Here is a 21,684-nt window from a genome sequence, read left to right on the forward strand (position 1 = left end):
CGCAAATGCGTAAAATCGGAGGTTTTAACAAAACGTAGGGACACACTGCGTGTGTCCGTTGTAAAAATCAAATGATTTCAATAGGTTAAAATTCGGTCACTCGCAGTGTGTCCCTACACCCCAACAAAAATAACGTTATGCAACTGCCCTATAATATCGTCAATACCACAAAGTGCGGTCATTTCCACCGCACTTTTTTATTTGAGGTTAAACGTAATTCACTTCAATAATTTCAAACTCAACATTACCGCCCGGGGTGATAATATTGACCATATCATCCAGTTCTTTACCAATTAACCCTCGTGCAATAGGTGAGTTCACGGAAATCAAACCGGATTTAATATCCGCTTCATCATCCCCCACAATTTGATAAGTCACTTCTTCATCAGTATCCACATTCACCAGCACCACTGTTGCACCGAAAATGATCTTTCCTTTATTCGGCATTTTCGTCACATCGATAATTTGTGAATTGGCTAATTTACCTTCGATTTCTTGAATACGACCTTCACAAAACCCCTGTTGTTCACGTGCGGCGTGATATTCCGCATTCTCTTTCAAATCACCGTGTTCACGAGCCTCCGCAATCGCTTTAATGATTTCCGGACGGCGTACATTTTTCAAAAAATCTAATTCTTCTCTTAACAGTTCTGCACCACGAACCGTCATCGGGATTTGTTTCATAGACTGCATCCTTAAAAAAATTGAGTAAAAAGAAAACCACGGCAAGATTAAAAAATCTTGTCGCAGTTAGGTAAAATTATATAGAAAAGAGAAAATCCGGTTTACTCTCATCCATTCGGTGGCTATTATTGTTCGTCTAAAAAAAAATAGCAACCATAACAAGCTGAATATGACAAAATTATCGTTAATTCCAACCGCACTTCGCACTGTATTCTTCTCCCTTAGCCTTTCAATTTCAGCCCTGGCAGAAATCAATGTCGCACCGATAACAAACGCTCTACCGGAAGGCGCAAGCGCAGGCATTATTGCCAAAAATCTCAATCAAAACGCCATTATTGCCGACCACAACGGCTCAACGTTTATGCTGCCGGCAAGCACTCAAAAAGTCTTTACTGCAGTGGCGGCGAAATTAGTACTTGGTGATGACTTCAAATTTGAAACCGCTCTGTTAACCAATGGTAAAATTCAAAATGGGCTCCTAGAGGGCAATTTAATTGCGCGTTTTACCGGTGATCCGGATCTCACCAGTGGGCAACTTTATAGCCTCCTTGCTGAATTAAAAAAACAAGGGATCAATAAAATCAATGGCGATTTGATCTTAGATACCTCCGTCTTCTCTAGCCATGATCGGGGTTTAGGGTGGATTTGGAACGATTTAACCATGTGCTTCAATTCCCCCCCTTCCGCTGCCAATATCGATAATAACTGTTTCTATGCGGAACTTGATGCCAATCAAGCCCCGGGTGAAACCGTCAAAATCAGCGTACCGGCACAATTTCCCATTCAAGTGTTCGGACAAGTTTATGTGGCAGACAGCCGCGAAGCCCCCTATTGCCAATTAGATGTGGTGGTACACGATAACAATCGCTATCAAGTGAAAGGTTGCCTTGCCCGTCAATCCAAACCCTTCGGTTTAAGTTTTGCGGTACAAGATCCCGATGCTTACGCCGCAGTGATTATTCAACGTCAACTCAAACGCTTAGGTATCGACTTTAGCGGAAGAGTATTACAACCGCAAAAACCACAGCAAGGACAATTATTAGCGCAACATTTCTCCAAACCCTTACCGGATTTATTGAAAAAAATGATGAAAAAATCCGATAACCAAATTGCCGACTCCTTATTTCGTGCCATTGCCTACCATTACTATAAACGCCCGGCCTCCTTCCAACTGGGAACATTGGCGGTGAAATCCGCTTTACAAAAACAAGGCATTAAATTTGGCAATAGTATCTTAGCAGACGGTTCCGGGCTTTCACGTCATAACCTCGTTGCCCCTAAAACGATGCTTTCTGTATTAGAATATATAGCAAAAAACGAAGATAAGCTGCGCTTAATGGAGACCTTTCCTATCGCTGGGGTAGATGGCACAATCAGTGGACGTGGCGGATTAATTAATCCCCCGTTAGTCAAAAATGTGATCGCCAAAACCGGCTCACTAAAAGGCGTTTACAATCTTGCAGGATTTATGACAAATGCACGTGGTGAAAAAATAGCTTTTGTCCAGTTTATCAACGGTTATTCCACCGGTGATTTAGAAAGCAAAACAAAACGAGCCCCTTTAGTACAATTTGAAAGCACGCTTTATAATGAGCTTTATAAAAATTAATAAAAAAGCAACCGCACTTTATTCTATTCATAGTAAATAAATTAAAGTGCGGTTGTTTTTTTTGAAATTTTCAAACATTCCGGCTCTATCATAAACCATTGAGAACAGTGACCCGGTGACGATTATCGTCATCCACAGCCACCATTCGTGAATAATTAAAGAGGGATATATGGCAAATGCTAAGCAAACGTTGCCCAAAATGCTGCAACCGTATGAAATGATCCAAAGACGAGAACAATGTCATTTTTTACCGCATTTTCTAATGCCCTTTCCACCCCATCCATAACAGAATGTGCTGAATTTGCATTCACACAAGGGGAAAATGCTGTGAGTTTTGCCAACAATTCCTCGCCGGATTGCCCTCTGTCACCTTCTAACGAGACACAATACCATTCATCAAAAAGGGGGATAAGATGAGAGAAAACACCTTGAGCATCTTTATCTTTTAGCATACCGCACACAGCGAGAATCCGTCCCTGCTTTTGTGTTTTAAGTGCGGTTAATTTTTCTGCTAAATAAGCAGCGGCATGAGGGTTATGCCCCACATCAAAAATGACTGTCGGTAAGTCATGAGGTGATTTATCAGATAACTTCGCCAATTTTTCCCTTTTATCGGCATAAAGTGTTTGAAAACGCCCTATCAATTCCACATTTTGTAAAGCATAACGAATCGTTTCTTCACTGATGTTGAAAGGTAATTGTTCCACCACAGCTAATGCGGTAGCGGCATTCATTAAGGGAATTTGACAAAATGGGAGATTTTCTAACCGCACTTTTTGGCTTTGCCATTGCCAACCTTCAGGCTGAGATTGAAAGGACCAATCCACACCTCGGCGTGATACCTGACAACCTAAACGAGTCGCCTGCTCCAACATCGAATTCGGCACATTAGGCTCACCAATCACTACCGGGGCATTTTTACGGAAAATCCCTGCTTTTTCAAAGGCAATCGCCTCTCTGGTATTGCCAAGAAAATCCGTATGATCAATATCAATACTGGTAATCACCGATAAATGACTATCCACGATATTTGTAGCGTCCAATCGCCCGCCAAGCCCCACTTCTAAAATCACCACATCTAAATTCGCTTGTTTAAACAGATGAAGGGCTGAAAGCGTGCTAAATTCGAAATAGGTTAAAGATTCCGTCCGATGTGCTTCAATAAACGCAAAAGAATGAGTATGAGCCTCATCGCTCAAATCTTGGTTTTGAATACGAACACGTTCGTTATAACGTAATAAATGTGGGGAAGAATAAACCCCAACACTCAATCCGTGATCGAGCAAAAGGGTTTCTAGCAAGCGGCAAGTGGTGCCTTTGCCATTGGTTCCTCCCACCGTGATCACATAGGGGGCGGGGTTTAAAAGATCCAACTTTTCTGCCACAGATTTAATGCGTGCTAAGCCGAGATCGATGGCTTTAAAATGGCTATTTTCTAAATAAGAAAGCCACTCAGCGAGTGGCGAAGTGGCTTTTAAAGGCATATTAGGCTTCATCTTCAATAAGTTCAGGTTCGCTAAAAGGGGAAGGTTGATGGGTTAATTTACTTAATACGCTTGCAAGTGTATGGCGCATATCGCCTCGTTTAACAATCATATCAATCGCCCCTTTTTCCAATAAAAATTCACTGCGTTGGAAACCTTCGGGTAATTTTTCACGAACCGTCTGTTCAATTACACGAGGACCGGCAAAACCGATTAAGGCTTTAGGTTCTGCAATGTTTAAATCACCCAGCATCGCAAAACTTGCGGAAACTCCGCCCAAGGTCGGATCGGTCAACACAGAAATAAAAGGCACGCCTTTCTCACGCATTTGTGCAAGTACAGCACTGGTTTTTGCCATCTGCATAAGTGAAAATAGCGCCTCTTGCATACGTGCCCCACCACTGGCTGAAAAGCAAACGAAAGGACAATTAAGTTCCATCGCTTTTTCAGCAGCTTTAACAAATTTCGCTCCAACAACCGATCCCATTGAACCGCCCATAAAAGCAAAATTTGATGCTGCCACCACAATCGGCATATTATAAAGTGTCCCGGTCATGGTAATCAGTGCATCTTTTTCACCGGTTTCTTTTTGGGCTGAGGTGATACGATCTTTATACTTCTTTAAATCTTTGAATTTTAAAATATCTTTCGGCTCTAAATCCGCTTCAATTTCCTGGCTTGATCCTTCATCCAATAAACGTAAAAGACGCTCACGGGCATCAATACGCATATGATGATCACACTTTGGACACACATAAAGATTGCGTTTTAGCTCTTCACTATACAGGACTTGCTCACAGGAAGTACATTTTGTCCAAACCCCTTCCGGCACATTCGCTTTACGTGAAGAAGGGCTTTTGCTAAAAATTCGGTTAATCCAGCTCATTATGTTTACCTATTTATCCACTAGAAAATCTTGCGTATTAAACCATAATTTGCCTAGCCTTGCTAGTCGGACAACGTGACCTTCTTAAATAAGCCTATCTTCAAGAAAAAGTGGGCCTAATTTATTTTCCGGAATGACAAATTTTTCAGGATAAACCACCTTCACTAAATAAAGCCCATCCGGTTTGGCGGTGGGGGCAGCCAATTTCCGATCTCGTTGTTCCAACAACCATTTCATCCATTCAATGGGCTGATGCCCTGCGCCAACCTCAATTAAACTCCCGACAATGTTTCTCACCATATGATGCACAAAGGCATTAGCCTGAATATCAACAATAATATATTCCCCTTTCTGCACAACATGAAGATGATGAACATTTCGCCAAGGTGTATTGGATTGACATTGTGCGGCACGGAAGGAAGAAAAATCATGTTCACCCAATAGAAATTGCCCTGCTTGGTGCATTTTTTCTGCGTTCAATGGCAAATGGCAATGGGTAATGCCCGCCGGTAAAATGGCTGAACGTAATTTATTAGAATAGAGAAGATAACGGTAGCGACGTGCTGTGGCAGAAAAACGTGCGTGAAATTCATCGTCCACTGCCTTTGCCCATTTCACCGCAATATCATCAGGCAAATTGGCATTGGTACCGAATGCCCAGGCTTTTTCAGGGCGAATAGCCTGGGTTTCAAAATGAACCACTTGCCCTGTTCCATGTACGCCGGAATCCGTTCGACCGGCACAAAATACTTCAATTTTTTCGTTCGCGACAAAAGATAACGCATTTTCCAGTGTTTCTTGCACACTACGCACCTTTTCTTGTCGCTGCCAACCAAAATAATGTTGCCCGTTATATTCAATACCTAAGGCAATTTTCATTTATTCCTCTCTAATTTAAAAACGGTAAAATTATGCGGATAGTATCAAATGGTTAAACAAAGTCATAGCGCACTTTTCCTATAAGCCCAAAAACGACACAAAAAACAACCGCACTTTTCCGCTATTCTACCCCAAATTTCTTATTGTTCTTCCCGCCATAAATAGGGATAATAGCGCCCTTATCGAAAAGGCAAATAACCATGACAGATTATATTTTATTGATTATCGGTACGGCATTGATTAACAACTTTGTGCTGGTGAAATTCCTCGGGCTATGCCCGTTTATGGGGGTATCAAAGAAAATTGAAACCGCCATCGGTATGGGGTTAGCCACCACCTTTGTGCTCACTGTGGCGTCCCTTTGCTCATACTTAGTGGATCATTATATTCTTCTGCCTTTAAATGCCACATTTTTACGCACGCTCATCTTTATTTTGGTGATTGCGGTTGTCGTGCAATTTACCGAAATGGCGATCAATAAAACCAGCCCCACCCTTTATCGTTTACTCGGGATTTTCTTACCTTTAATTACGACAAACTGTGCGGTGCTTGGTGTCGCTTTACTCAATGTTAATCTTGCCCATAATTTAACGGAATCGGTCATTTATGGTTTTGGTGCAGCATTAGGCTTTGCCTTGGTTTTAGTGCTTTTTGCCGCATTGCGGGAGCGGTTGGTGGCAGCAGATGTGCCTATCGCATTTCGCGGTGCCTCCATTGCGTTGATAACAGCAGGGCTAATGTCGCTTGCCTTTATGGGCTTTACCGGGCTGATTAAATAATATTGTTCATCCTATGATTTATCTTTTAATGGCGATCACCGTACTGATTTTATTTATCGGGCTTTATCAAAAATTTTCAGGAAAAAGAAAGAAATAATGACTACGCTACTTATCGTCATCAGCCTACTCGCCTTGATTTTTGGTGTGATTTTAGGCATCGCTTCCTTAAAATTAAAGGTGGAAGCCGATCCTGTCGTAGAAAAAATTGATGCCATATTGCCCCAAAGCCAATGCGGTCAGTGCGGTTATCCGGGCTGTAAACCCTATGCAGAAGCCATCTGTAACGGAGATAGCATCACCAAATGTATCCCCGGAGGTCAACCTACCGTGGTGAAAATTGCAGAAATTTTAGGAGTTGATGTCCCTACGATGGAGGGCGTTGAAGACCCCATAGAAATGGTGGCGATCATTGATGAAAATATGTGTATCGGTTGCACCAAATGTATCCAAGCCTGTCCGGTGGATGCCATTATTGGGACAAATAAAGCCATGCATACCGTTATTCCTGATCTTTGCACAGGTTGTGAACTTTGTGTCGCCCCCTGCCCAACGGATTGTATTTCGATGATTCCGGTAAAAAAAGATCTTAACAGTTGGGATTGGAAATTTGATGCAAAATTAGTCATCCCGGTCATGAATGTGAACGGTAGCGAAAAAAAATGGGTTGTGGGGGAATAAATGGCGGACGTATTATCTCGTTTTAATTCCGGTAAGATTTGGGATTTCAAAGGGGGAATTCACCCACCTGAAATGAAAGATCAATCTAATCATCAACCGCTTCAATCGCTTCCTCTAAGTTCGGATTTTTATATTCCGCTCAAACAGCACGCCGGACTTGCCGGCAATTTATTAGTTAGCGTTGGCGATTATGTTTTAAAAGGTCAGCCCTTAACACAAGGTGACGATCTACGCATTCTGCCGGTTCATGCGCCCACTTCCGGTACGATTAAAAGCATCACCCCTTATGTTGCAGCTCACCCCTCAGGATTGGATGAACCAACCATTCATTTACAAGCCGATGGACTGGATAAAGCTATTGAAGCCCAACCTATTGAAGATTTTCTGACACTCACTCCGGAGCAATTGATTGAAAAAATTTACCTTGCCGGGATCGCCGGTTTAGGGGGAGCTGTCTTCCCTACTGCGGCAAAAATTCAATCTGCCGAGAAAAAAGTGAAACTGCTCATCATTAATGGCGCAGAATGTGAACCCTATATCACCTGTGATGATCGCCTGATGCGAGAACGTGCCGATGAAATTATTGAAGGGGTGCGTATTTTACGTTATATCCTCCGCCCTGAAAAAGTGGTGATCGCCATTGAAGACAATAAACCTGAAGCGATCAACGCCATCAATAACGCACTGCATGGTGCTAATGACATTGAAGTGCGTGTTATTCCAACAAAATACCCCTCAGGTGCAGCCAAACAACTCATTTATTTGCTCACCGGTATGGAAGTCCCGAGTGGTGAACGCTCCTCCAGTATTGGTGTGTTAATGCACAACATCGGCACTGTATTTGCCATAAAAAGAGCGGTCATCAATGACGAGCCGTTAATTGAACGTGTGGTTACCCTAACGGGTAATAAAATCCAACAAAAAGGTAATTATTGGGTACGCCTTGGCACGCCTATTCATCACGCACTCCGTCACGCCGGTTATCAACTTGATGAACGTTTTCCTGTTTTTGCAGGTGGGCCAATGATGGGACTGGCATTGCCTAATCTCAATGCACCGGTTACCAAAATCGTCAATTGCCTACTTGCCCCGGATTATTTTGAATATGCCGAACCCGAAGCGGAGCAAGCCTGTATCCGTTGTTCCAGTTGTTCTGATGCCTGCCCGGTTAACCTTATGCCACAGCAACTTTATTGGTTTGCACGCAGTGAAGATCACAAGAAATCGGAAGAATATGCCTTAAAAGATTGCATTGAATGTGGGGTTTGTGCTTATGTTTGCCCAAGCCACATTCCACTTATTCAATATTTCCGCCAAGAAAAAGCCAAAATTTGGCAATTGAAAGAAAAACAAAAGAAATCCGATGAAGCCAAAATTCGCTTTGAAGCCAAACAAGCCCGTATGGCACGGGAAGAACAAGAACGCAAAGCCCGTTCACAACGTGCAGCCCAAGCCCGCCGTGAAGAATTAGCCAAAACTCAAGGTGAAGATCCGGTGAAAGCGGCACTTGAACGTTTAAAAGCGAAAAAAGCAACGGCCACAGAAACGACACAAGTTAAAACCATCAACACGGAAAAAGGGGAAATTTTACCGGATAACACCGATATGATGGCATTGCGTAAAGCCCGCCGTCTGGCTCGTCAGCAAAGGGAAGAAAGTGAAAATCACTCAATTGAACAAGAAACCTCAGTACAAAAAACACAAGAAAATTTAACCGCACTTGATCCAAAAAAAGCCGCCGTCGCTGCTGCTATTGCTCGAGCAAAAGCGAAGAAATTAGCACAAGCAACGGATAGCTCAATCAGCGAGCAGGTAACTTCAACACAAAAAACACAAGAAAATTTAACCGTACTTGATCCAAAAAAAGCTGCCATCGCTACCGCTATCGCTCGAGCAAAAGCGAAGAAATTAGCACAAGCAACGGATAACTCAAGCGGAGAACAGGAAACCTCAACACAAAAAACACAAGAAAATTTAACCGCACTTGATCCGAAAAAGGCTGCCGTCGCTGCCGCTATTGCTCGAGCAAAAGCGAAGAAATTGGCACAAGCTCAACAAAAATTAGAGAAATCTCAGGAATAGATCCATGTTTAAAATGACTAGTTCCCCTCATGCACATTCGGGAAAATTAACGGCACGCATTATGCTTTGGGTTATCTTTGCAATGATGCCCGCACTACTTGTTCAAATTTATTATTTTGGCTTCGGTGTGTTAATTCAATCAACGCTCGCTATTAGCGTTGCACTATTGGCTGAATTTATCGTACTAAAATTACGGGGTAAAAAACCTTTAGCTTATCTTTCTGATTTCAGTATCACTTTAACAGCATTGATTTTAGCCATGGCTATTCCACCCTATGCCCCTTATTGGATTATTCTGATTGGCACACTTTGTGCCGTTTTACTTGGCAAACAGGTTTATGGCGGTTTAGGGCAAAATTTATTTAATCCTGCGATGATTGGCTATGTCATCCTGCTGATTTCTTTCCCATTACAAATGACTACCTGGCTCCCCCCTATTCATTTATTACAAGAGCCCCCCACATTCCCTGATGCTCTCTCACTGATATTTTCAGGGGTTACCACCGATGGTTTCACCCTGTCACAACTCACCCAAAGTATTGATGGTATCGCTCAAGCAACGCCATTGGATAGTGCCAAAATCTTTTACGCTCATCACAACGCATTAACGGATTTTTATGAACTCATTAAAATGCCGATTTTTATGGCTAATGGTACCGATTTCGCACAGGGCTGGTGGCAAGTTAATCTCGCCTTTTTACTTGGCGGTCTATTTCTCATCTTAAAACGCACAATTCATTGGCAAATTCCGGTGGCAATGCTCGTTACCTTTTTCTGCTTGGCAACCCTTACTGCTCTAATGGGCAATCTCCATTTAAGTGTCATGAGCCAGATGTTTAGCGGGGCCATGATGTTTGGTGCATTTTTCATTGCAACCGACCCTGTCACGACATCGATCACACCTCGTGGAAAATTGGTTTTTGGTGCGTTAGTTGGGCTTTTTGTCTACCTTATTCGCTATCAGGGTAATTTCCCTGATGGAGTCGCCTTTGCCATTTTACTGAGTAACATTTGTGTGCCACTGATTGATCATTACACGAGACCTCGTGTGGCAGGTTATCGCTTAGAAGGAAGAAAATAATGGGCATTGTTAAAACCACCTCACGCTATGGAATGATTTTAGGATTAGTCGCATTAATCTGTACCGCTATTTCCTCGGGCATCTTTTTCCTGACAAAAGATAAAATTGACGAAACCATGGCGGCACAACAACGTGAACGCCTATTAGAAGTGATTCCCCATGACTATTTTGATAACCCGCTTGTGGAAAGTGCGGTCATTCCAAAGAGTGAAAATTTAGCCGGAATTCAAAAAGTTTATTTTGCTAAAAAAGGGCAAAACATTACCGCTTATGCTTATGAAACCACCGCACCGGATGGCTATTCCGGTGATATCCGCTTACTGGTGGGGCTAACCCCTAAAGGGGAAATTCTCGGTGTGCGAGTGATTGAACATCACGAAACCCCGGGATTGGGCGATAAAATAGAGCTACGAATTTCCAATTGGATTTTAAGTTTTAATCATAAATCCATTAATGAAACGAACCTCAATGATTGGGCGGTAAAAAAAGATGGCGGGAAATTTGATCAATTTTCCGGTGCAACCATTACACCTCGTGCCATTGTTAATCAAGTAAAACGCTCCGCTTTATTGATGCTTAATCATCAAACCGAACTTCAGCAACTCGCTCTCCCATAAGGACTGCGATAAAGGACTGTGATATGACAAATTCAACCGAAAAAACGACCGCACTTTTTGAAGAGGAAACCCCTCAGCAGTCTGTTGAAACTGCCAAAAACACCACTGAATGGAAAGCCATTTTCACGCAAGGCATTTGGAAAAATAACCCTGCAATTGTTCAATTACTCGGGCTTTGCCCATTGTTGGCGGTGTCCAGTACGGCGACCAATGCACTTGGTTTAGGGCTTGCGACGATGTTGGTTTTAACTTGCACCAACACGGTGATTTCTCTCTTTCGAAAACAGATTCCTCATGAAATTCGTATTCCTATTTATGTGATGATTATTGCCACCACCGTTACTGTTGTGCAATTATTGATGAATGCTTACACCTACACGCTCTATCAATCCCTGGGGATTTTTATTCCGCTTATTGTGACAAACTGTATTGTGATTGGTCGTGCGGAAGCCTTTGCTTCGAAAAATCATCTCTTACATTCCGTATGGGATGGTTTTTCCATGGGATGTGGTATGGCATTAAGCCTTACCCTGCTTGGTGCGCTGCGTGAAATTCTCGGACAAGGCACATTGTTTGAAGGGATTGAGCATCTTTTTGGTGAACAGGCTAAATTTCTCACTTGGCATATTTACCAAATAGACAGCAGCTTTTTACTTTTCATCCTGCCACCGGGTGCCTTTATCGGCTTAGGTTTAATCCTCGCCCTAAAAAACAGAATTGATAGCCATCAGAAAGTGAAAAAGTAACCCTTGAAGCTCCATCTAATTTGCCTGAACGACTTAGGATTTTTAGGAAAATTTTTCCTGTCTGAGCGAAGCGAGTTAAAAATTTTCCGTTAAGAAAATCCTAACCAAGTGAAGAAAAGCAAATTAGTTGGAGTGTGTTCTTTGCTACTTTCTTGCACAAGCAAGAAAGTAGAAGGAAAAAGACTATGAACCAAAAGAAAAGAATTGAAATACTCACCCGATTACGGGATCAAAATCCCCACCCTACCACTGAATTACAGTATAATTCGCCTTTCGAATTATTAATTGCAGTGATTTTATCCGCACAGGCCACCGACAAAGGGGTGAATAAAGCAACAGAGAAACTTTTTCCCGTTGCCAATACGCCACAAGCCATTTTGGATTTAGGCCTAGAGGGATTAAAAAGCTATATAAAAACCATTGGGCTTTATAATAGTAAAGCGGAAAATATCATCAAAACCTGCCGTGATCTCATCGAAAAACACAAAGGTGAAGTACCTGAAGATCGTGAAGCCCTCGAAGCCCTTGCCGGTGTTGGGCGAAAAACAGCGAATGTGGTGTTAAATACTGCCTTTGGTCACCCGACGATTGCGGTCGATACCCACATTTTTCGGGTATGCAATCGCACCCATTTCGCTCCGGGTAAAGATGTCGTCAAAGTGGAAGAAAAACTCTTAAAAGTCGTGCCCGATGAGTTTAAAGTGGATGTGCACCATTGGCTCATTTTACATGGTCGCTACACTTGTGTAGCAAGAAAACCCCGTTGCGGTTCCTGTATTATCGAAGATCTTTGCGAATATAAAGAGAAAACCGATTATTAAAAATCATTTGTTTTTTGACCGCACTTTTATTAATAGGAAAAACAATGACAACAAATAAACAACAACGTCAAACTTGGTCAAGCCGCTTAACTTATGTGATGACCGTTGCCGGTGCAACGGTGGGTTTTGGTGCCACATGGCGCTTCCCTTACCTTGTGGGTGAAAATGGCGGCGGCGCCTATGTGCTACTTTTTTGTCTTGCGATGATCGTGATCGGCATTCCCATGATCCTCGTAGAAAATGTGATTGGTCGCCGCTTGCGTGTCAATTCCATCGATGCCTTCGGCGATAAACTTCAAGATAAAGGAAAACACATTTCCCCTTATTGGAAAATTATCGGTTATATGGGCCTGTTGGGGGCTTTTGGTATTATGGCCTATTATATGGTATTGGGTGGCTGGGTGATTTCTTATATTGTAAGCCTCATCAGCGGAACACTGGATATTTCCGCCCCAATTACCAAAGAGGTGGCGAAAAACTTCTACGATCTTCACATTGGCAATAGCCCTTATGAAATTATGAGCTACACCTTTCTCTTTGTAGTGGTGAATTACATTATTTTAGCCAAAGGCATTATTGGCGGTATTGAACGCTCGGTGAAATATTTGATGCCCCTACTCTTTATTTTCTTAATCGGTATGGTGATCCGCAACATCACCTTACCGGGTGCGATGGAAGGGATCACTTTCTATTTAAAACCGGATTTCAGCAAAATCACGCCTCAACTTTTCATTTTTGTATTAGGGCAAGTGTTCTTTGCTTTAAGCCTTGGCTTTGGTGTGTTAATCACCCTTTCAAGCTATTTGAATAAAGAAGAAAACCTCATTCAAACCGCCGTGATTACCGGCTTTACCAATACCATTATTGCGGTACTGGCAGGCTTTATGATCTTTCCTTCATTATTCACTTTCGGTATCGAACCCAATGCCGGCCCAACCTTAGTGTTCCAAAGCTTACCTATCGTCTTTTCCCACTTATGGGGCGGTAAATTCTTTGCCATTATTTTCTTTAGTTTATTATTAATCGCCGCCCTTACCACCTCTATTACCATTTATGAAGTGCTTATCACCGCATTACAGGAAAAGCTCCGTATGCGTCGTGGAAAAGCCATCACACTAGTGTTAGGCGGCATTTTCCTACTCGGCAATATTCCCGCCATTTTAGGGGACAATGTTTGGAAAAATGTGACGTTCTTCGGTAAAAGTATTTTTGATTTCTATGATTATGCCAGTGGTAACATTTTATTTATGCTCACGGCTTTAGGCTGCACCATTTTTGTAGGCTTTGTGCTGAAAGATGAAGCGAAAAAGGAACTCTCTCCGACACCGAATTCGACCTTCACCAAAATTTGGTTTAACTATGTAAAATTTGTTGTACCTGTCATTATTATTGTGATTTTTATCAGCAATTTATTCTAATCCATAAAAAACCGAGCCTATGCTCGGTTTTTCTTTTAACGCTGATTTTCTGCGATACTTTTCTTCTCTTCCAATTCTTCCCAACGCAAAAAAGTTTGTTCCAGAAGGGCTTCCGTATCTGCCAATGCTTTAAGTTTCGCATCAGTGATATCATGAGGTTGTTGGAAAAAGGTTGGCTCACTCACCTCTGCCTGAAGTGCGGTCAATTTTTCCTCTAATTCTTCTAACTGCTGTGGAAGCTGCTCTAATTCACGCTGTTCTTTATAAGATAATTTAATGGATTTTAGCTTAGAAGTGCGGTCAGTTTTAGCAAGATTTTCTTGCGGTTTTGAAGGTGATTTTTTCGCCACTTCTTGTTCCATCCTGCTTGCCAAAAAGTTGGCTTGTTGCTGTTTGGCATCAAAGAAGCCACCAACATATTTATTGACAACGCCTTCCCCCTCAAACAAATAACATTCCGTTGCAGTATTATCAATAAATTGACGGTCGTGACTGACGATCAATAAAGTGCCTTGATAATCCGTTAAAATTTCTTCCAGTAACTCTAAGGTTTCCACATCTAAATCATTGGTTGGTTCATCAAGAATGAGCAAATTATTGGGTTTTAATAATAATTTTGCCAATAACAAACGGTTACGTTCTCCTCCCGATAAGGCTTTCACCGGGGTCATCGCCCGTTTAGGCGGGAATAAAAAATCTTGTAAATAGCCTAACACATGGCGTTTTACACCATTGACTTCAATATCTTGCTTGCCATCAGCAACGTTATCCATCACGGTTTTTTCCGGATCAAGATCAGCACGGTATTGATCAAAATAAGCGATATCCAGTTTTGTCCCCGTACGAATTTTTCCCGCGGTAGGTTGGATTTCACCGAGAAGCAGTTTGATAAAGGTTGTTTTGCCACAACCATTTGGCCCGACTAAAGCAATCTTATCCCCCCGTAAAATAGTGGTGCTGAAATCTTTTAACAATTGCTTTCCTGCGACCTCATAGCTCACATTTTCCATTTCAAACACAATTTTTCCGGAACGGGTTGAGGTATCAAGCTGTAATTTTGCCGTTCCCATCACATCACGACGTTGACGGCGTTCTTCACGCATCGCTTTTAATACTCGAACACGCCCTTCATTGCGGGTACGACGTGCTTTTATGCCTTGGCGAATCCACACTTCTTCTTGTGCTAGTTTTTTATCAAATAATTCATTTTGGAGGGCTTCGACCCGGAGATTTTCTTCTTTTGTGGTGAGGTATAAATCATAGTTCCCCGGATAGGAAACCAACTGCCCGCGATCTAAATCCACAATACGTGTCGCCATTTTTCGAATGAAAGAACGGTCATGGGAAATAAACACAATACTCCCGCTAAATTCTAAAAGAAAGGCTTCCAGCCATTCGATCGCCTCCACATCCAAGTGGTTGGTTGGCTCATCAAGTAATAATACGTCAGGATCACAAACCAAAGCACGAGCTAATGCGGCTTTACGCAACCAACCACCAGAAAGCTCACTCAGTTTGGTGTTAGGATTTAAGCCTAATTTGAGCAACACTTCATGAATTTTATTTTCAAATCGCCAACCGTCAGCATGTTCTAATTTAGCTTGAATTTGTTCTAATTGGTTTAGAATTTGATCCGTATAATTTTCTTCAAGCTCAACAGAAATTCGGTGATATTCTTTTAATAAATCCGTTAAATGGCCAATTCCCTCTGCCACATAATCAAAAACATTGCCTGCGGTGTTGCGGGGGGGATCTTGCTCAAGACGGGATACCACTAAATCTTTTTCATATTGGATCTTCCCATCGTCCAACAAGACATCACCGGCAATAATTTTGAGTAAAGTAGATTTCCCTGCACCATTTCTTCCCACCAAACAAACCCGTTCGTTCGGCTCAATATGCAGTTCGGTATGATCTAATAAGGGCGCATCACTAAAAGAAAGATAGCCATTGGTTAAGCTAATTAATGCCACAATCACCTCGTAAAAATTTGATTAAATATTATTCACAAACCACCCAAGTGATTTACTCACGCCTTTAGCGCCATTGGCAAAGCCAACATTCAAAAACCTTATTTTTGTAACCGCACGGTTTTATACGGTTTGCTAAAAAGCGAACGATAGACGGAGGATTTTACCGACAACGATGAAAAAGTCCCCTCATCGCTAAGAAAAAAGGACGCTTTTCAGCGTCCTCATTCTCTAAACTTTAAAATTAAAGTGCAGATTTTGCTTTCTCAACTAATGCAGCAAAAGCTACTTTGTCGAATACGGCAATATCAGCAAGGATCTTACGATCGATTTCAACAGACGCTTTTTTCAAGCCATTGATGAATTTGCTATAAGATAAACCGTTTTGACGAGCCGCTGCATTGATACGTGCAATCCATAATTGACGGAATTGACGTTTACGTTGACGGCGGTCACGATATGCGTATTGACCAGCTTTGATCACCGCTTGGAAAGCAACACGATACACGCGTGAACGTGCACCATAATAACCTTTAGCAGCCTTAAGAACTTTCTTATGGCGTGCTCTTGCAATAACACCACGTTTTACACGAGCCATTATTTAATCTCCTATGTCTATTTTCTACTAAATGAACTAATCGTACGTTTTGCTTAAATAACGGCTTATGCGTATGGTAAGCAGGCTACGACTAAAACTTGGTCTGCTTTCGCAACCATGGATTTATGACGTAAATGACGTTTACGTTTAGTTGTTTTTTTAGTCAAAATATGACGTAAGTGAGATTGTTTACGCTTGAAACCGCCAGAAGCTGTTTTTTTGAAACGCTTAGCTGCACCGCGTACTGTTTTGATTTTAGGCATTGTTAAAATAACTCCGCATTTTTCGTTTAAAACAACATAATCAGGCGAACGAAAAAGTTACTTGGAAAGCACTGATTATTTCCATCATCAGACAAATGAATTGCCTTTTCTCAAAGTAGTTAGGCTGCGTAGTCTGCCCAACCTACAATGACTTTTCACCGCAGTGAAAAGATTTTTGCCGAGATTGAGATCTCAACAAAAAATTCTTATTTTTTCTTCGGTGCTAACACCATGACCGCTTGACGACCTTCTAACTTACCGGGTGCGGATTCCACTACTGAAATATCCGCCAAATCGTTTTTCACCCGTTCCAACACATCTAAACCGATATCTTGGTGTGCCATTTCACGACCACGGAAACGCACGGTAATTTTTGCTTTATCGCCGTCTTCTAAGAAACGGATAAGACTGCGTAATTTAACTTGGTAATCACCTTCATCGGTACCCGGACGGAATTTAATTTCCTTCACTTGTACGACTTTTTGTTTTTTCTTCTGCTCTTTAGCGCTCTTACTTTTTTCGTAGAGGAACTTACCGTAGTTCATAATGCGGCAAACCGGGGGTTCTGCATTTGGGCTAATTTCAACAAGATCAAGCTCCGCTTGCTCTGCCATATCTAAGGCTTGTTGAATAAAAACAATGCCTAATTGTTCACCATCTTGGTCAATTAAACGAACTTCTTTTACACGAATTTCATCATTAATGCGATTCGGACGATTCACTGCCGATGCTTTTTTTACGGTTTTAATAATCGTATTCCTTCTATTAATTTATGCAAAAACCTTTCACGACAAGCAAAAGATTCCAATTTCTCTCACTTATAAAAATGAGTAAAACGGGCGGATTTTATAGTATCCACCGATTTTATGCAACAGAATTTAGCCATTTACCTCAATTTCTACGCCAATACTTTCGCCAAATTCCAACAAATGATTGATTCTTGCGGTTTCTAAGCAAATCATATGTTGATACCCTTGCTCACTCATTGCGCTGGTAGGTTTATGCCACGGATTCCAAAGTACAAGCTCTCCGGCATTATGGTGATGTAATCCAATAGTTCGATTAAATCGCTTATCTACAATTTGGTTTTGTGTTTTCTCGGCAGAATAAATGCAATCTACATTTTCTGTAATCACACGGGGTGAGGGCACATTTTCTTGCTTTTGTGTGAGGCTGTTAAAACAGTTTGTGGGTAAATTTTCAATGACAATGTGATTAATGTCCCCCACATTAAAATAACTATGTAATGCCACTTGTGCCGGCTGTTTTCCATAATGGGTAAAAGTGATGTGGCACTTATCCGTAAAAATCATCTCTACTTTTGCTTCAATAATATTCAACGCTGAAAATAATGAAAAAACTAACCGCACTTTTTCTTTCTCCAAATCATAATGGCTTAATTGCCATAAACGAATTCGTGCCGTGCCATGAGAGGGCTGTTTTACCGAGCCAAACCATGGATAACAAATGGGAATACCGCCACGAATAGCCGTACCCAGTTTAAATGGCTCAATTTCGCTTAACCACAAAACATCTTGCGTACTGCCTTTCGGTTGCCAGCTCAATAATTGCGCCCCTTGGAGGGAAATTTGGGCAGTTCCCACCCCGTGTTTCAAATACAGCACAGGAATATCGTTTTGTTGCACCAGATTAAGTTCCGGTGTTAAGGTGTTGAGTAGTTGTGTTTTCATATTTCGTTCCTATTAAATTTGTGAAGATAAATAAAGGGCGTATGTTACGCCCTCATTGCCTTAATAAAAAGGGTTGATTAAATTTCATCAATAATCCGATACACCCAATTTTCGAGCGGATCATTGAGACGTTTCATTTCTAGGCGCATTTCTTCCAGCATTTCTTTTTTGATGGCGTTATATTGCGGATCGTAAAACAAATTATGCATTTCTTCCGGATCTTGTCGAATATCATAAAGCTCACACACGTCTGTTGCATTAAAAACCAGTTTATAATCCTTACGCCGCCACATCCGTTGTTCAAAATAAACAAAATGTCCGGCAAGCTGACCCAGTACGCCTTTACGGGCATTGTTTTGATGCTCACGCATAATCGGTAGCACACTCAGCCCTTCAAAGGTTTCGGGGATTTTTTGCTTCGCTAAATCAAACACCGTGGAAGTTAAATCGTGCAAATAGACAAAATTATCATCTTCTTGATTAATGCGATCTGAATGCGGATCTTTAATAATCATCGGAATATTATAGGTGGCGTCAAACATAAACTCGCCTTTTTCAATCATTCGATGCGCCCCCATAGCATCGCCATGATCGGCAGTTGCCACGAGAAAAGTGCGGTCATAAATTCCGTTATTTTTTAAATAATCGAATAATTCCCCAATGGCATCATCAATTAACGTGATGTAGCCCCAAAATTTCGTAATCACTTCTTTCCAACGATCTTCACTGGCTTCCCACATTCCCCACATTTTTGAAATGGTACGGAAATGCCCCGGTTTGCCTTCCAGTGGCTTGAAGAAACTTTTGTCTAACACCACGTCTTCTTTACGATACATTGAATAATAAGGTTCCGGCACAATGCAAGGGGTATGCGGCCCCCAGAAATTGATCCAAGCAAAAAACGGTTTGCCCTCATCTAAGGAGTCTTGAATGTATTTTTTCGCCTCATCAATGATGAAATAGGGAATCGTCTGCGCTTTCGTACCGGAAAGTAAGCCACAAAGTTCTTGCACCCGTAAATGTGGATTATCACCAAAATAGGCGTTGCTCACCTCGGGGATTGCATAGCCTTTTTCCTCTAACCAGTCTTTGTATCGATTTGAATGTGTCGGCGGTTGGTTGAACACTAAATTTTTATACACTCCACTCCCCGGATAGCCATAACCGTCAAAATTATGCCCTTTAATGCCATAATCTTCCGGTACGGACTTCGTGCCTACGTGCCATTTTCCCACCACATAAGTATTGTAACCATCAAGATGACCGATGTTGGGTTTATCTTGGCTAATTTCACCTATGCCGCCTTTCTCACCGTTTTTGATAATGCCGTGGGAAGACGGCATTAATCCGGTAAATAATGATGTTCTCGCAGGGCCACACACGGAAGCGGGCGTAAAAGCATTATTAAAACGCACCCCCTCTTTTGCTAATCTATCCAAATTCGGGGTTTTGACCACTTGGTGACCATAAGCCCCCAGCATATCTTTGCGAATTTGATCCAATAAAATATAAATAATGTTCATGATTTTGCCTCTTTATCTCGTACAACAAACAACAGGATAATTTGCAATACTGCCCATACGCCTAACACCATCAACGGATTGCCGTTTTCCGATGCCATACCAAGCGGAGAGAGGAAAGTGTAAAGCGCAAACAACCCTAAGATTAAAGACATACTGGTCAGTTTCAAATATTTCCAGTTAGTTAAATCCACATCCCCCAAGTTTTCTTTGTTTTCAATGTAAGGATCACGTTTTAAGAATTGACCGAGGATAAGCATTAATACCACATCAAATACAAACAAGCCGCCCATCACATATACAAAGTTAATTTTCACATTAAATACCCAAACAATGCTGAAATATAAAATAACGTGTGCGAGTAAGGCAATACGGGCAGCTTTGCCTGAAACGGTTTTGTTAAACATCCCCACCGCAAATAATGCCACAATTGGGATATTCACAAAACCGGCAAAGCGTTTAGTGATCAAGAAAATACCGTCTGTACCAAACATCAACAATGGCGCAAAAATCATTGTGACAACAGCCATAACCGCAGAGACTTTTTTCGCATATACAATCAGCTCTTGTTCTGACCGCACTTTTTTGCTGATAGAAGGTAATAAATCTTTACAAAAAATAGTTGCCGCAGAGTTGAGGAAAGAGTTGAAGGTACTTAAAATCGCCCCGAATAACGCCGCAATAAAGAACCCTTGTAGCCAAGTCGGCAGCACTTTATTTACCAAAAGCGGATAAGAGGCATCAATTGGATTTACGCCATCCCCCAAAATGTGGAAACTCAATAAGCCCGGCAAGTTTAAAATGATGGGTAGCGTTAATAGGAATAACGCTGCAATCAAAATCCCTTTTTGACCGGATTGTAAATCCTTCGCCCCTAAGCAACGTTGTACGATAGCTTGGTTGGTTGTCCAGTAAAAGAAATGCACCACCATAATGCCGGTAAAAATGGTCGGCCACGGTGTCGCATCGTTTTCACCGCCAATGGCATTCCATTTTTCAATATGCGTGGTGGTGATCGTCTGTAATCCGGCGGAAAAACTGCCCTCGCCTAAATATATCAACGCAAACAATGGTACAAGCAATGCGCCAATCACAAGAATTATCGCATTGATCGTATCAGACACTGCCACCGCTTTTAAACCACCAAAGATCGCATAAATTGCCCCCACAACCCCAATGGCGATCACCGTATAAGTAATCGCTGCCCCATAGCTCAAGCCGAATGCAGTTTCTAAATTGAAGATTTTATTGAACGCAATAGCACCGGTATAAAGTGCGGTCGGAATCACGATGAAAAGATAAAACACTAAGAAAAGCGCGGACATAATCAAACGGGTTTGACGATCAAAACGGCTTTCAAAAAATTCCGGTACCGTGGTATAACCGTTGCGTAAATATTTCGGCAGCATATAAAGTGCCAAAAAGCAAAGCGGAATCACCGTTGGCACCGTCCACGCTATCACCGAGAAATTCCCTTTATAAGAGACGGCATTTACCCCGATAAGTTGTTCCGTAGAAAGTGAGGTCAGCACCATAGAGCATCCAATCACCAGCCCGCTTAACCCCCGCCCAGCCAAAAAATAGCCTTTGGATGTGGTTAAATCATCCCCTTTTGTTTTTAACCAAGAAATATACGCCACCACACCGGTTACAATGAGGAAGCTAAGTATTGTCATAAGCATATATTGTCCTCCTAATATCGACTAACACAGCATAAAGATAATATAAGGAACGTTTAAAAGTTATGATGATTGTCATATTAGAATTGTGAGAAAGATCACAGATTGGAGAAAATCTCCACTGTGGGGGAGATTTGAAATAGGAATGAAAAGTTGTGTAAAATTGCGGTATTACACAGCAGTTGCACAACGTTGTTTT

General features: G+C 41.8%; 20 protein-coding genes. 9 read left to right on the forward strand and 11 right to left on the reverse strand.

Annotated elements, in window-relative coordinates:
• Positions 1–207: 207 nt before the first annotated feature.
• Positions 208–684, reverse strand: a complete 477-nt coding sequence (greA, locus tag BKK50_RS09000) for a transcription elongation factor GreA (protein WP_077417380.1) — start codon at positions 682–684, stop codon at positions 208–210.
• A 169-nt stretch (positions 685–853) separates the two neighbouring features.
• Here greA and dacB point away from each other — a divergent pair, with 169 nt between their 5' ends.
• The gene (gene dacB / locus BKK50_RS09005; protein ID WP_077417382.1) at positions 854–2,293 is read left to right on the forward strand and encodes a serine-type D-Ala-D-Ala carboxypeptidase; all 1,440 of its coding nucleotides are present in this window, start codon (positions 854–856) and stop codon (positions 2,291–2,293) included.
• A gap of 179 nt (positions 2,294–2,472) precedes the next feature.
• Here dacB and folC read toward each other — a convergent pair whose 3' ends face one another.
• The 3 genes from folC to truA all read right to left on the reverse strand — a co-directional run bounded on the left by folC (position 2,473) and on the right by truA (position 5,542).
• Positions 2,473–3,777 (reverse strand): bifunctional tetrahydrofolate synthase/dihydrofolate synthase, encoded by a 1,305-nt coding sequence (gene folC, locus BKK50_RS09010; protein ID WP_077417384.1) that lies wholly within the window; start codon positions 3,775–3,777, stop codon positions 2,473–2,475.
• A gap of 1 nt (position 3,778) precedes the next feature.
• Positions 3,779–4,663: an acetyl-CoA carboxylase, carboxyltransferase subunit beta gene (accD, locus tag BKK50_RS09015; RefSeq protein ID WP_077417386.1), complete on the reverse strand. Its 885-nt coding sequence runs from the start codon at positions 4,661–4,663 to the stop codon at positions 3,779–3,781.
• Between the two features lie 84 nt (positions 4,664–4,747).
• Positions 4,748–5,542 carry a tRNA pseudouridine(38-40) synthase TruA gene (gene truA / locus BKK50_RS09020; protein ID WP_077417388.1) on the reverse strand — a complete coding sequence of 265 codons (795 nt, stop codon included), beginning with the start codon at positions 5,540–5,542 and terminating at the stop codon, positions 4,748–4,750.
• 200 nt (positions 5,543–5,742) lie between these two features.
• On the opposite strand from truA, the gene rsxA reads away from it, so the two are divergent.
• From rsxA to BKK50_RS09060, 8 genes are all read left to right on the forward strand, one after another.
• On the forward strand, positions 5,743–6,321 hold the full coding sequence (gene rsxA, locus BKK50_RS09025; protein WP_077417390.1) for an electron transport complex subunit RsxA: 579 nt from the start codon (positions 5,743–5,745) through the stop codon (positions 6,319–6,321).
• A gap of 96 nt (positions 6,322–6,417) precedes the next feature.
• Entirely contained in the window at positions 6,418–6,999 is a 582-nt protein-coding gene (gene rsxB / locus BKK50_RS09030; RefSeq protein ID WP_077417392.1) for an electron transport complex subunit RsxB, read from the forward strand.
• Entirely contained in the window at positions 7,000–9,081 is a 2,082-nt protein-coding gene (gene rsxC, locus BKK50_RS09035; protein WP_077417394.1) for an electron transport complex subunit RsxC, read from the forward strand. It abuts the gene before it with no gap.
• A 4-nt stretch (positions 9,082–9,085) separates the two neighbouring features.
• A complete protein-coding gene (gene rsxD / locus BKK50_RS09040) occupies positions 9,086–10,162 on the forward strand; it encodes an electron transport complex subunit RsxD (protein WP_077417396.1) in 1,077 nt (358 codons plus the stop codon).
• Positions 10,162–10,779, forward strand: a complete 618-nt coding sequence (gene rsxG / locus BKK50_RS09045) for an electron transport complex subunit RsxG (protein WP_077417399.1) — start codon at positions 10,162–10,164, stop codon at positions 10,777–10,779. Before rsxD ends, rsxG begins: the two co-directional genes overlap by 1 nt.
• Positions 10,780–10,802: 23 nt before the next feature.
• Positions 10,803–11,525 carry an electron transport complex subunit E gene (locus BKK50_RS09050; RefSeq protein WP_077417401.1) on the forward strand — a complete coding sequence of 241 codons (723 nt, stop codon included), beginning with the start codon at positions 10,803–10,805 and terminating at the stop codon, positions 11,523–11,525.
• Between the two features lie 185 nt (positions 11,526–11,710).
• Positions 11,711–12,346, forward strand: a complete 636-nt coding sequence (gene nth / locus BKK50_RS09055) for an endonuclease III (RefSeq protein ID WP_077417403.1) — start codon at positions 11,711–11,713, stop codon at positions 12,344–12,346.
• A gap of 44 nt (positions 12,347–12,390) precedes the next feature.
• A complete protein-coding gene (locus BKK50_RS09060; RefSeq protein ID WP_077417405.1) occupies positions 12,391–13,764 on the forward strand; it encodes a sodium-dependent transporter in 1,374 nt (457 codons plus the stop codon).
• Between the two features lie 35 nt (positions 13,765–13,799).
• Here the strand turns inward: BKK50_RS09060 and BKK50_RS09065 are convergent, their stop codons facing one another.
• From BKK50_RS09065 to BKK50_RS09095, 7 genes are all read right to left on the reverse strand, one after another.
• The gene (locus BKK50_RS09065; RefSeq protein WP_077417407.1) at positions 13,800–15,737 is read right to left on the reverse strand and encodes an ABC transporter ATP-binding protein; all 1,938 of its coding nucleotides are present in this window, start codon (positions 15,735–15,737) and stop codon (positions 13,800–13,802) included.
• A 241-nt stretch (positions 15,738–15,978) separates the two neighbouring features.
• Positions 15,979–16,332, reverse strand: coding sequence for a 50S ribosomal protein L20 (rplT, locus tag BKK50_RS09070; RefSeq protein ID WP_005596075.1), 354 nt, complete (start codon positions 16,330–16,332; stop codon positions 15,979–15,981).
• A gap of 65 nt (positions 16,333–16,397) precedes the next feature.
• Positions 16,398–16,595, reverse strand: a complete 198-nt coding sequence (rpmI, locus tag BKK50_RS09075; protein ID WP_005596065.1) for a 50S ribosomal protein L35 — start codon at positions 16,593–16,595, stop codon at positions 16,398–16,400.
• A 206-nt stretch (positions 16,596–16,801) separates the two neighbouring features.
• Positions 16,802–17,317: a translation initiation factor IF-3 gene (gene infC / locus BKK50_RS09080; protein WP_077417409.1), complete on the reverse strand. Its 516-nt coding sequence runs from the start codon at positions 17,315–17,317 to the stop codon at positions 16,802–16,804.
• Positions 17,318–17,473: 156 nt separating this feature from the next.
• Positions 17,474–18,286 (reverse strand): D-hexose-6-phosphate mutarotase, encoded by an 813-nt coding sequence (locus BKK50_RS09085; protein WP_077417411.1) that lies wholly within the window; start codon positions 18,284–18,286, stop codon positions 17,474–17,476.
• 77 nt (positions 18,287–18,363) lie between these two features.
• Positions 18,364–19,809, reverse strand: a complete 1,446-nt coding sequence (locus BKK50_RS09090) for a sulfatase family protein (RefSeq protein WP_077417414.1) — start codon at positions 19,807–19,809, stop codon at positions 18,364–18,366.
• Positions 19,806–21,488, reverse strand: a complete 1,683-nt coding sequence (locus BKK50_RS09095; protein WP_077417416.1) for a solute:sodium symporter family transporter — start codon at positions 21,486–21,488, stop codon at positions 19,806–19,808. The genes BKK50_RS09090 and BKK50_RS09095 overlap by 4 nt, the downstream gene beginning before the upstream one ends.
• Between the last annotated feature and the right edge of the window lie 196 nt (positions 21,489–21,684).

The organism is Rodentibacter rarus, from assembly GCF_001998965.1.
Classification (GTDB): domain Bacteria; phylum Pseudomonadota; class Gammaproteobacteria; order Enterobacterales; family Pasteurellaceae; genus Rodentibacter; species Rodentibacter rarus.